General features: G+C 67.0%; 10 protein-coding genes and 1 pseudogene. 4 read left to right on the forward strand and 7 right to left on the reverse strand.

The genetic code is table 11. The features are described from left to right. Positions 1–843: 843 nt before the first annotated feature. From IEW07_RS18310 to IEW07_RS18325, 4 genes are all read right to left on the reverse strand, one after another. Positions 844–1086, reverse strand: a complete 243-nt coding sequence (locus IEW07_RS18310) for a hypothetical protein (protein ID WP_188539893.1) — start codon at positions 1084–1086, stop codon at positions 844–846. A 119-nt stretch (positions 1087–1205) separates the two neighbouring features. After that, positions 1206–1619, reverse strand: coding sequence for a VOC family protein (locus IEW07_RS18315; protein WP_188539942.1), 414 nt, complete (start codon positions 1617–1619; stop codon positions 1206–1208). A 344-nt stretch (positions 1620–1963) separates the two neighbouring features. After that, positions 1964–3223: a Y-family DNA polymerase gene (locus tag IEW07_RS18320; RefSeq protein WP_188539895.1), complete on the reverse strand. Its 1260-nt coding sequence runs from the start codon at positions 3221–3223 to the stop codon at positions 1964–1966. An 18-nt stretch (positions 3224–3241) separates the two neighbouring features. Next, positions 3242–3667 (reverse strand): LexA family protein, encoded by a 426-nt coding sequence (locus IEW07_RS18325; RefSeq protein WP_188539897.1) that lies wholly within the window; start codon positions 3665–3667, stop codon positions 3242–3244. Between the two features lie 252 nt (positions 3668–3919). Here IEW07_RS18325 and IEW07_RS18330 point away from each other — a divergent pair. Continuing rightward, positions 3920–4892, forward strand: a pseudogene (locus IEW07_RS18330) (IS481 family transposase). Positions 4893–5197: 305 nt separating this feature from the next. Here the strand turns inward: IEW07_RS18330 and pdxR are convergent. Then, complete coding sequence (gene pdxR / locus IEW07_RS18335) at positions 5198–6724, reverse strand: MocR-like pyridoxine biosynthesis transcription factor PdxR (RefSeq protein WP_188539899.1); 1527 nt, start codon at positions 6722–6724, stop codon at positions 5198–5200. 122 nt (positions 6725–6846) lie between these two features. Here pdxR and IEW07_RS18340 point away from each other — a divergent pair, with 122 nt between their 5' ends. From IEW07_RS18340 to IEW07_RS18350, 3 genes are read left to right on the forward strand one after another with little or no spacing between them, the layout of a single operon-like run. Then, entirely contained in the window at positions 6847–7083 is a 237-nt protein-coding gene (locus tag IEW07_RS18340; RefSeq protein WP_188539901.1) for a DUF3311 domain-containing protein, read from the forward strand. Next, the gene (locus IEW07_RS18345) at positions 7080–8570 is read left to right on the forward strand and encodes a sodium:solute symporter family protein (protein WP_229741959.1); all 1491 of its coding nucleotides are present in this window, start codon (positions 7080–7082) and stop codon (positions 8568–8570) included. Before IEW07_RS18340 ends, IEW07_RS18345 begins: the two co-directional genes overlap by 4 nt. Before the next feature lie 2 nt (positions 8571–8572). Next, the gene (locus tag IEW07_RS18350) at positions 8573–10222 is read left to right on the forward strand and encodes an amidohydrolase (protein ID WP_188539903.1); all 1650 of its coding nucleotides are present in this window, start codon (positions 8573–8575) and stop codon (positions 10220–10222) included. Between the two features lie 655 nt (positions 10223–10877). On the opposite strand, the gene IEW07_RS18355 is transcribed toward IEW07_RS18350, so the two are convergent. Beyond that, entirely contained in the window at positions 10878–11207 is a 330-nt protein-coding gene (locus tag IEW07_RS18355; protein ID WP_188539905.1) for a hypothetical protein, read from the reverse strand. 210 nt (positions 11208–11417) lie between these two features. After that, positions 11418–12098 (reverse strand): hypothetical protein, encoded by a 681-nt coding sequence (locus tag IEW07_RS18360; RefSeq protein WP_188539907.1) that lies wholly within the window; start codon positions 12096–12098, stop codon positions 11418–11420. Positions 12099–12254 lie beyond the last annotated feature (156 nt).

Consider the following 12254-nt stretch of genomic DNA (forward strand, 5'->3'; position numbering starts at 1 on the left):
CACCAGGGTCGTCGGAGACCCCGTCAGCGCTCAAGCCCTACGCCGAAGTCATTCTGAAATGACCTCTAAGCCAAGTCCAGGCTCGACTCCCTGAGCGGACCAAGGACCGTCGTCGCTAGGGTCCGTTATGTTCTTCCGTGTCTGGGCCCCGAATGGGTCTGCCCGGGGAGCTTCGCCTCCCGGGGCGGTGGTATGAGATTTGGAACTATTACTACTTTTACTTCTATTGGTACTAATAGTGGTACTTTATCAAGTCTGGTCTCTGCACCGCCCCACCGGAGTACACGGGCACCACAACTACCCGCCACGACTGCTGCGCCTTGAACGCCCAGAGATAAGCAAGCTGGAAAGCAGGGTTGCCAAGCAGCTCAGGCGCAGACAGCTACTATTACTACTTTTAGTACTAAAAGTGGTAAACGTAGTATTCCTACTGTTCCCCCTGCTGTGGTTGCACGGTCCCGGGTGGCGCCTTCTCGACTGTGGGTTGTCCTCCGACCTGCTGTGGTGCGAACCCTCGCCTGATGCGCACCCTAGATATAATGATCTACCCCTATTAGTACTATAAGTACTAATAGGGGTAGCTCGAGTCTGAGGTGAGGCAGCCTTTCCAGAGCCGGACGCACTAGCGGAGAGTGGCGCCGGCTGCCGGGGGCTCTGCCCCCGAAAGGGGTCCCGCTACTCGCCGCAGGCCCCCAGTGTTCTCTGCATTGCTACCCCGGGCGGCCGGGGAGTCAGCTAACGGTCTCACCGCCGCAAAAAGCTTTGGTGAGGCACCCGTCAGGTTATCCAGCTCGAGAGCGACCGTCTTGGCCTAGCACTTCCCGCAGAACTGCTCCACAACGGTTAAGACGTCTGCGGCGTCCATTCCTTAAATCGGTGATAGATGAGGGTGGCCAACCAGGTGGTGTCGGCGACCATCCTGTATGCCGCCCCGAGTAAAAGGATCTGCACCAGCTTGTCGAAGACATTCGCGTCGGCCAGCCGGGGCCCATGGCAGCTCAGAGGATGGCTGTCCTCCACGGGCGGGATTAGGGCGTGGACCAGGTCGCCGACGGTCTCGATGATGCACCAGAGAACAATGGGCACGGGGCTTCTGGCGAACGCGATGCTTCTTCACAGATCCGTATCCACCAGGCCTCGTCCCTGTCCTCAGACAGGTGTGCAACCGCGCCTCTCGGGCGGGACGTGGATCGCCGGGGAGTGCGCTAGCTGGGGTCAGCGAGGTCGGCCTCCGTGATGCCCTGCACGTGTCCTGGAGGCCATTCCACTAGTTCGATCCGGTACCCGTCGGGGTCAGCGAGAAGCGAGGTGAACGGCGGCCCGCCGCCCTCGCCGTGGCGCACCACCGGTCCCGGAGTGAGCCCAGCGCTGGTCAACCGCTCCAGGGTGGCCGCGAGATCGTCCACCGGCACAGCCAGGTGCTCGAAGCCGCCGGGGTCCACGGGGCCCGCAGCAGGGCGGTGCACCAGTTCCAGAGAGACCGTCGGCTCCTCGGGTAGCTTCAGCAGAGAGAGGGTCACCCCACCGTCGAGTTCAACTGTGCTCAGGACCTGGTAGCCGAGGACCCTGTAGAAGGCCAGCGAGGCCTCCCGGTCGAAGATCCGGTAGGCAGGGTACAGCGTCTTCCACGGAGGGGAACCTTCCGGGTCAGGGCTGAGGAAGCGGGGGGGTGCGACGGGTCCGTGACGCGGGTGGGGATTTCGCCACCATTAGACAAGAGACTCAGAGGTCCCGCCAAGAGGCAAGGGCCACCAGGTCACCTGGGTGTGGCAGGCTTCCTGGCTAAAACACTATTACCCCTAATACCTCTATAAGTACTATTTGTACTGTTACTGGTGCGACCTGGTGCTATTGCCAACCCCGGCATAGGGAGAGGTTGAGGTGCCCCCGGTTTCTCCTGGGCAAGCGCTTCGGAGTCTCTCCAGGGCCGAGGAAACGCGGGGGAGCCACTGCTGTGTCCTTGTCAGCTGACAGTGCGCAGCTCGTCCCAGTCGGTGGTGTACCGGGGGGAGAGGTCGGCTTGGCGGTTGGCCCAGGGGGTGGGGGAGTGGGCGCCGAGCCGGCCCAGGGCGAGGGTGCCGGCGCCGAAGCGGCGGTTGACCGCATCGATGAGCTCCCCAATTGGGGCGGGTTGCTCGAGCACCCCAGGCAGGACGGGCACTGCCCCGTCGGGGGCGAGGTCTGTGCAGAGGATGCCGGCGCGCATGTACTGCATCCCGTGCAGCAGCTTGGGTACCAGCGCCGCCCGGGCCGCGGCCACCAGGGGAGTGGGCTCGTTGGTGGGCACGGCCAGGCGCACATGGGCAGACACGTTGTGCGTGGGTCCGGGCCGGTGCGGGGAGGTGCTGGCGAACACCGTGCAGTGCCCGGTCACTTCCCCCTCTTTGCGCAGCCGGCGGGAGGCGCGTTGGGCGAACTCGGCCACCGCCGACCCGACGATCTCCGGATCCCAGATCGGGTCCGGGAACGACCGGGAGACCAGGATCTGCTGCTTGGTGGCCACCTCGTCCTCGACCGGGAGGGCGGGGAACCCATTGAGCTCCAGCACGGTGCGCATCTGCACCACGGAGAACCGGTGCCGGATGGCCACCGGGTCGGCATCACGCAGCTGCGCAACGGTCTCGATCCCCATCGCCTCCAGGCGTTTCGCCAGCCGCCCCGCGATCCCCCAGACCTCGGTCACCGGCAGCTGGTCCATGAGCTTCTCCCAGTACCCATCCGGGGCCTGGTCCCAGTGGACGACCCCGCCGGTGGCCGGTAGCTTCTTCGCGGTCTCGGTGGCGATCTTGGCCCTAGTTTTCGAGCTGGCGATCCCGATGCTCACCGGCAGTCCGACGTTGCGGGCCACGGTGGCTTTCAGCCGGCGCGCCCACCGCACCTGCTCGGCCACGGTGCCCTCGGGTGGGAGGAGGAAGCACTCATCAATGGAGTACACCTCCTGACCCAGCGCGTGGCGGGCCAGCAGCAGCATCACCCGCTCCGACAGGTCCGCGTACAGCTGGTAGTTGGAGGACCGTTTGACCAGCCCCCAGCGTTGGGCGTCGGCGCGCAGCTGGAACCAGGGGTCGCCCATCTTGATCCCCAGCGCTTTGGCTTCGGGGGAGCGGGCGACGACACAGCCGTCGTTGTTGGAGAGCACCACCAGCGGCTTGCCCACCAGGGAGGGCTCAAAAAGGGCCTCACAGGAGGCGTAGAAGTTGTTCACGTCCACCAGGGCGATCACCGCAGACCACCGCCCTGGTCAGTGGACGTGGCGGATGCCGTAGACCACCACACCCCAGATGTGCAGGGTCGACAGGGACGGAACCTCCACGTCGGGGTAGGCCGGGTTCTCCGGGTGCAGCACCACCCGGTCCGGGTGGACGTGCAGGGTCTTGATGGTGAAGTCCCCATCCAACACGGCGATCACCACGCTGCCGTGCTTCGGGGTCAGGGAACGGTCCACGAGCACTTCGTCGCCGTGGTAGATCCCGATGCCTTCCATGGAGTCCCCGGTGACGCGGAAGAGGTAGGTGGAGGTGACGTCTCTGATCAGCACCTCGTTGAGGTCGATCCTCCCGTCGTCGAAGCTGTCCTGGGCAGGGGAGGGGAAGCCAGCCGGGACCCGGACCAGGACCGCAGAAACCCACACAGGGTCATCGATGGTGAGCGGCACTGGGTGTCTCATGCCGCCAGGATAGAACACGTATTCGACGATAAAACGACAGGATCATATTTAATCGTACTGACATGCGCATTTACTAGGACCGATGCGGAGAATTCTGGTGCGTCGCCCGGACACCCCAAGCAGGGTGCCTACGACGACGAGCCGCCTAGTTGTACCCGGCCAGGACGTTGGTAGCAGGAGGGTGTTGACGTGAGGAGAGCCCCCGGGTGGGGTGTGGCTTGTCGAAGGACCACATCCACCACGGAGGCTCCCGTGTCCCACCGTAACGCCCGCACCACCGTCCACGGCAAACTGCTCATCGTCACCCGGCACCGGGCCGGGATGCCCACCTCCCACATCGCCGCCGCGATGGGGATCTCACGCAAGTGCGTGTCCCACTGGATCGCCCGCTACGAGACCGAGGGCGAGGCCGGTCTGCACGACCGCTCCTCGCGCCCGCGCACCACCCCGACCCGCACCAGCGCCCAGCACGAGCAGCAGGTCCTGGCCCTGCGCGCTTCCCAGCGCCGGGGGCAGGACTGGACCGGGCCCGAGCTGGGCATCCCGGCGCGCACGGTAGGCCGGATCCTGGCCCGTCACCACGTTCCGCATCTGCGGGAGCTGGACCCGCTCACCGGTGCGGTGATCCGGTTCTCCAAGGCCACCACGGTGCGCTATGAACGCGAGCACCCCGGGGAGCTGGTGCACATGGATGTGAAGAAGCTCGGGCGGATCCCCGCCGGCGGAGGGTGGCGGGCCCACGGGCGGGCGGCCGGTGACACTTCGGCGCACAAACAGGCGCGGATCGGTTTCGACTACGACCACTCGGTGGTCGGACCGCTCCCGCCTGGCGTACTCCGAGATCCTCCCGGACGAAAAGGGCCTCACCTGCGCCGGGTTCCTGGCGAGGGCCGCGGTCTACTTCGCCGCCTGCGGCATCGATCGGAACGAGCGGGTGATGACCGACAACGCCTGGTCCTACCGCCGTTCCACGGCCGTGCGGGCGGTGGTCGCGGCTCTGGGCGCGAAGCAGGTGTTCATCCGCCCGCACTGCCCGTGGCAGAACGGCAAAGTGGAGCGGTTCAACCGCACCCTGGCCACCGAGTGGGCCTACCGGCAGGTGTTCACCAGCAACGACGAACGCACCGCTGCTCTTGCCCCGTGGCTCGAGCACTACAACACTGGACGACGCCACAGCGCACTCGGAGGCCACCCCCCGATCAGCCGCCTGCAACCAACCTCATGACCGGATACACCTAGTTGCACACCTTCGGCGCGGCCGGCAGCGATCTGGGCGGCCCGGTCGTTGAGGGAAGGTGAAGGGCGGACCCATGCGGTTGCGACCTGGGCGACCGCACGTTGGCCGACCGAGCGCATTCGAATGCCGGTGAGAGTGTCACCCAGGGTATGGAAGTGAATTTCTAGCAGCAGGGCACGGCATGGAGTGCTCCTTCGCGGCGTGTCGGGTTTGCGGGTCCTTCGGCGGCATTGGCCTGTCCATGGGAAGTCCATGACACCAGTGGCCGTCCTTGGGGCACGGCGGTGCACCGGCTAGTTCGGCCGGGCTTGGTCGGTGGCGATTGAGGCCAAGAGTTCCATTCCGGGCGTGATGCGCTGGTGCGGTATGGCCCCGAACCCGACGCGGATGAAGGGGGCATCGCCCCGGGAGTCGGAGAAGTACATGGAGCCTGGGTCGACGAGGATTCCGCGGTCGCGCGCTCTGTCCACGAGCTCGTTGGCTGATCGGGTCGGATCGGTGCGGATCCACAGGCCGGTGCCGCCAGGGGGCAGGACTTGTTGCTGCGAGAACATCCTTTCCGCGGCCTTAGCGGCCGTATCCCACCGCCGAGCCAGGTCGTTCTTGTATCGCCGTTGGGCCCGGGCGAAGTCGCCGCTCTCATAGAGCAGAGCGACGGCCCGTTGGAGGTGCCCCGGGGGTTGGCGGTGGGCGTAGCGCCGGTGGGTCCGCAGTTCGTCCAGCAGGGCCTTCGGGCCGACCACGTACCCGATGCGCAGGCCTGGGGCCAGGACCTTGGACATGGTGCCGAGGTAAACGGTTCGTCCCGAGGGGTCCAGTGCGGCCATTGCGGGGTGGGGCTGTCCGCGGTAGCGCAACTCGGAGTCGTAGTCGTCTTCGACGATCAGGAAGTCCTGTTCCTGGGCTTGTTGGATCAGCTGAAGCCGCCGGTCGACCGACAGGGTCACGTTCGTGGGGTGCTGGTGGCTGGGGGTGACGAAGAGCAGGCGGGCTCCCGAGTACTCGCTTTGCGGGACGAGCCCGTGCTCGTCCACGGGAACGTCCACGATCGTTGCCCCGGCCCGGTGGAACACGTGCCGGGCGTCGATGTATCCCGGGTTCTCCACGGCCACGGAGTCCCCCCAGCGGATGGTGGAGGCGGCCAGCAGGTGCAGACCTTGCTGGCTGCCCAGCGTGACGAGCACGTTGTCGGGGGAGACCGACAGTCCCCGTCCGGGCAGGACGCGGGTGCACAGGATGTCGACCAGTCGCGCGTCGTCGTCCAGGACGTCGTCCAGGCTCGCGTGGCGGTGTTCGGGGCCCAGGGCCCGTTTCAGGGCCCGCAGCCACGCCTCGCGCGGGAAGAATGAGCTGTCGTGCTGGCCGGTCACGAAGGGGTAGTCGAAACGGTGCCACGTCCGTTCCCGGCGCAGCTCGGGCCAGGGCCCGGTCCGCGGCCGGTGGAGGACCCGTTCCCAGTCCACGGCGTGCTCCCAGTCCGGGGTCCCGGAGTACCCGGTGCCGGCCTGACGCTCGGCAACCGCCGGGTAGGGCAGCAGGGTACTCACGTACATGCCCCGCCGGTCCGAGGGGAGCAGGTACCCCTCGTCCACCAGGGCCTGGTAGGCCGACTGGACCGTGGTGCGCGACACCCCCAGGTCCTCGGCCAGGCTACGGCTGGAGGGGACGCGTTCACCCGGGCGCCAAGTGCCGCCCACAATGAGCCGTTCGACCGTCTGCCGCACCCGCATGGCCAGGGAGGCCCCGCGGGTCCCCGGCACCAGCACGACCGAGGAGGACGGCCCAGACCTCGCCCCGGTCGTGTCACTGATGGTTTCCACGCCCCCACTATGGCACGTGATCCCTTTCACAGTCTGGACTGCTCTAAAGGGACAAATCTGGATCTTGATGGGTCCAGATCGGGTCCAGATACTGAACCGAAGCCTCAACCGAAGGAGTTGCTATGAAACCGAATCCCAAGAGCGTGCTGGTGGCCCTGGTGCTGCCCATTGCCCTGATGGTGGCGGGGGTGTCCCTGCTAGGGCCCTCCGAAGCCCGGGTTCTGGGCGTGCCGGCCATCTTCGTCTACGTCGTGGTCCTGTTCCCGACAGTGGCCGGGCTCATGGCCCTGGCCTGGAACCTGTGGGACAAGCACGAGAGCTACGACGAGGAGCCGGCACCGCAGGCGGTAGCCCGATGAGCGCCGTCATCACGTTCGGACTCGTTCTCGTCATCGCGATGGCGCTGGGGCTCTACTCGCGCAAGGGCGTGAAATCCACCGAGGACTTCCTGGTGGGGGGCCGCAGTTTCGGCAGCCTCCTGCTGTTCATCCTCGTGGTGGGCGAGGTGTACTCGATCGGCACCGTGATCGGATTCCCGGGAGGCGTCTACGCCGAAGGCGCCGGTTTCGCCATCTGGTTCATGGGCTACATCCTGCTGGGCTACCCCATCGGCTACTTCCTCCTGCCGCTGCTGTTCAAAGCCGGACGGCGCTACAACGCGGTCACCCTGCCCGACGTCTTCCGCGGGCACTTCAACTCCCGACCCCTGGAACTGACCGCGGCGCTGCTGTGCGTGATCTTCCTGATCCCGTGGGCCCAGCTACAGCTGACCGGTCTCACAGTCGCACTCAATGGATTGGGACTGGGCTTCACCCCCTTGGCAACGGTGCTCATCGGGGTCGGCATCGCCCTGGTGTTCGCCCTGATGTCGGGCATCAAAGCCCCCGCCTACGTCAGTTTCGTCAAAGACTTCGCCCTGATTTTCGCGATCGTGATCGTGGCGGTCTTTGTCCTGGGCCAGAACCCCTCCGTCGCCGACATCGTCGCCCGCGCCGACGCGGTCTCGGACCACACGGTAATTGAGCACGGGCGCCCGATGCTGCACACCATGTCGACCCTGCTCTTCCAGGCACTGGGCTTCTACATGTTCCCCTTCATCGTCCAGGCGATCATGAGCTCCAAATCCGCCCGCACGGTCCGCCGCACGCAGATCGGCATGCCCTTGTACATGCTGATGTACCCCTTCCTGCTCGTGGTGGCCTACTACGCCATCTCCACGGTCCCCGGACTGACCGGGGCGCAGACCAACCTGGCCTTCATCGAGGTGACCCGCAACCTCCTGCCCGAATGGCTGGTCGGTGTCGTCGCCGGCGGCGCCGCCCTGTGCGCGATCGTCGTGCTTGCCGCATCCGCCCTGTGCATCGGCACCCTCGTATCGCGCAACGTCCTGGTCAATGTCCCCGAGCGGCGTCAGAAGTCCTACGTGCGGGTCATCATCGCGGTCTACCTGCTGGTCTCCATCGTCCTGACCCTCGTAGTCCCGAACCTGATGGGCGCGCTGATCAACACCTCTTACTACGGGTTCACCCAGCTCATCGTCCCGGTGCTGCTGCTGATCTTCGGTTCCCGGGTCCGTCCCGGGGTCATGGCCGCCGGGCTGGCCGGCGGTGTGGCCATCGCCCTCGGCCTCTACCTCACCGGCGCCGACCTCGGCGGACTGAGCCTGGGCGTGCCCGCCCTCGCCGGGAACCTCGCGATCGTGGCCGCCGGCCGCCTCCTGTGGCCCCGGCCCCAGCGCAGCGAGGCCATCTGGGCCCGCACCAAGGCCCCCACCGGCACGACCACGGCCGGCAACACCGACCCCATCCAGGACCAGGATTCCGCACTCGTGAAGGAGCCGATCTAACCATGGACCCCCACATCATCACCGGCGGAACCATCCGCACCACCGCAGGCTCCGCCCCTGTCGAGGCCCTCGGCATCGCCGACGGACGCATCGTCGCCGCCGGCAGCCTGAAAGAGGTGACCGCAGCCCTGCCCGAGGCCGAAGTCATCGACACAGCCGGCGGGACCATCGTCCCCGGCCTGGTGGAATCCCACGTCCACCCGATCTTCTTCGGCCTGACCCAGCACTGGGTCGACTGCCGCAGCCCACTGAACAGCAGCGTCAGCGACATCGTCGCCCGGCTGCGGGAACGCCTTGAGTCCAGCAACGACCCCACCGGGTGGATCAGGGGATGGGGATACGACGACACCCTGCTGGCCGAAAACCGGCACCCCACCCGCGATGAACTCGACAAGGCAAGCCCCGAGGCCCCGATCGTCATCTCGCACATCTCCGGGCACTTCCTCGTCGCCAACACTAAGGCCCTCGAACTCGCCGGGGTGTCCCCGGACACCCCGGACCCGTCCGAAGGCAGATTCATCAAAGACCCTAAGGGCCGACCCACCGGACTGATGTGGGAGATCGGGGCGGTCAACCGCGTGCTCGACTGCATTCCCCGCCCCACTGCCACGGAGCTGGCCGATGCCGCCAAGTTCGCCGCGGAAACGGCCATGCGCCGGGGCATGACCACCATCCACGACCTGGGCATCGGACTGATGGCCGGCTACGCGGAACTGAAAACCTGGGAACACCTCGCCTCCCAGGGCGAACTTCCGCTGCGCGTGGAGGGCTACCTGCGCGGGGACCTCATCGAAGAGTTCATCGCCGAACACCCCCAGGGATTTCCCTACACCGTCGGCAACTTCACCCTGCGCGGGGCCAAGTACTGGTCCGACGGATCCATCCAAGGACTCTCCGCCGCGCTCAGCCAGCCGTACTCCTGCGCCGAGGAAAGCTGTGGCGAGCTCCTGTTCACCCACGACCAGCTCGTCGAGCTCATCACCCGGGTCGACCAGCTGGGGGGCCAGTGCGCGGTCCACGCCAACGGGGACCTGGCCATAAGCACCGTCATCGGCGCCCTCCAGACCGTCAGGGACTCCGGAGGCCGCCCCGACGCCCGGCACCGCGTGGAGCACCTCCAGATGGCCTCCGCCCAGGACATCGACGATCTCGTCCGAGCCGGTGGGGTCGCTTCGGTGTTCGCCAACCACGTCTACTACTGGGGAGATCGACACCGGGATGTCTTCCTCGGCCCCGAGCGGGCAAACCGCATGGAACCGTTGGCCGAAGCGGCCCGAGCAGGACTGCACTTCGGCCTGCACTCGGACTGCCCCATCACACCCATGGACCCGTTGCGGACCCTCTGGACCGCCACCAGCAGGCGCACCAGCACCGGGGAAATCCTGGGCGAGACGCAGAAACTCACCCCCGCCCAGGCCCTGCACAGCCTGACCGCAGACAGCGCCTGGCTCGTCCACGAAGAACACCGGCGCGGCACACTGGAACCGGGCATGGCCGCCGATTTCGCCATCCTCGACCGGGACATCCTCACCGCATCCGAGGACGAACTTGCCCACATCGACGTCCTCGCCACCGTCGTAGCCGGGCAATGGGTGTTCAGCGAGCCAATGTCTCTTCCGGCAGCCACCGCACACGCCGGCGAACGAGTCTGACCCCACAGTGCCGGTGGCCTCCCCGTCCCCGACGGGGAGGCCACCGGCACCATCATCAGGGGAAAGCCAACTGACATGACCATCATCGGCGAACCCGCCTCAACCCCCTCCTGAGAGGGAAAGGTCGCTGACACGACGTATTCAGCCACCATGATCCCCCGGGCAGGGCATGGTCCACCATTCCTTTCGGGAAAGCAGCACGAGGACCTCGTCCCCGGGGTAGATCCCACACCTTCCAGGGAGTCCCCGGTGACACGGAGAATGAAAGGGAAGGCGACATCCCGGGTGAGGACCTCGGGGAGGTCGATCCGCCCGTCGTCGAAACCATCCTGGGCCGTCGACGGAAACCCCGCCGGAACCGGGAGCAGCACCGGCCAGTGCAGCCAAGGCGAACGGAGGACCCCCACCGCCCTCATCAGGGGGCAGAGCAAGAACCGGGGCCGGGGTGGCATTCAGCGGTGTCCCCTCCGGCACAGGCGCCCGGGCCGGGACGCCAGGAGTGTTGTGGGCAGGACCGCCGGCCGGGCCTGTGCTCGGCGCATCAGGCACGAGCTCGACCCGGGCGCGGAGTGCAGGCTTCGACTGCGGCGCGGTTGGCGCAGCGAGTACCACGCCATCCCCGCCGGTACGAGCCGGGGACCGGGAAGGTGTCCGTTCAGGCGGCCTGACACAGGACCTCCCGGCGCAGGGGCTCGGGGCGCGGGGTGGCGGCGGACGGGACGTACTGGGCGAGTTCGCACAGGTACCCCCGGGCCTCCAACAGCTGCAGGGCGTCCTGGAGTTGCTCACCGGTGAGCTGGGTCTGCGCGGCCAGCACCTGCAGGTCCAGGGGGCGCGGGTGCTCGAGGAGGTGGTCGACCACCGTCTCGAGGAGGACCACCACGGCCTCCATGCTCACCTGCTCGTCGTGGAGGGCCTGGGCCGGCAGCCGTTCGACGGCATAGGCGGAGGCGTCGAGGAACCGGACAGCAGAGGTGGTGTGCATGGGGCACACGCTATTGCCGGTCCCCTGAGGGTGGGTTGATACGGACTGAGCGGCAACTGAAGCCCCATCACCGCCTCAGGTGATCGCGGGCGGCCAGCCCGGGCCGGGCGCCACCGGGGCAGAATCGGGGGCGTCGGTGGTGAGCCGGTGGACGAACCCGACCCCGGAGCGGCCGCCGGCGGGGGAATCGCAGGGCTCAGATGCCGCGGCTCAGCGGTTGGGGTTCAGGACGCAGTTGGCGACGATGACCGCCGTCCCCCCGCCCAAGGTGGCGGCCAGGAAGATCGCCAGCGGGATCCCCCACGGGCCGGTGGCGGTACCGATGATGAGCAGCGCACCGAAGGCCGCGAAGACGGCCAGGGCGGCCCAGTACCCGATCTTCGAGACCACACAGTCCCACACCGTGCGGTTGTGCCCGATGCCCTGCACCGCGATCTCCTGGATCGCCGCCGCGTCAGCGTCCAGCAGCTTGGGCGGGAAGTCCGGGAAGTGACCGTCGATGATGCGCCGGGCGTCCTTCCCGGAGACGGCCGGGGACAGGCCCAGCCCCCGCAGCTCCTGGAAGGACATCGGCGCGATGGGCACCTCGCCCCGGATAGCCAGCTCCCGCCACGTGAGCCTCCGCCCGGTGCCCCGGGTGCGCTGACGCAGATGTTTCTCCACACCCTTCCGGGCCTGACCGCGCACCTGGTCGGGGAAGACCTCCGGATCGCGCAGCAGCCGCGCGGCCACCTCGGCGTCCACGAACAGCTCACCCTTCTCCTCGAACACCAGCTCGTCGAGCTCACGCATCAGCTTGCGCAGCCGCCGGTGCACCTCCTTGTCCTGGAACTCGCGCGGGAGGAGCTCCAAGAGATCCCCCGCCTGGCCCCGCGCTTCCTTGCCGTCCATGACCCCTCCCGGTGTCACCGCACGCCCCGTGAGAAACGTGCATTTGCATACGTTAACGGTAGGACGTGGGCCAGAGGGTGACAAGGACGGGAGCTGAGTTGGAGCCGCTGACTGCTCGATCGTTATGGACCACTACCGGTCGGCCGGACCTCGACG

The organism is Kocuria dechangensis (assembly GCF_014636775.1).
In the GTDB taxonomy this organism is placed as follows: Bacteria; Actinomycetota; Actinomycetes; order Actinomycetales; family Micrococcaceae; genus Kocuria; species Kocuria dechangensis.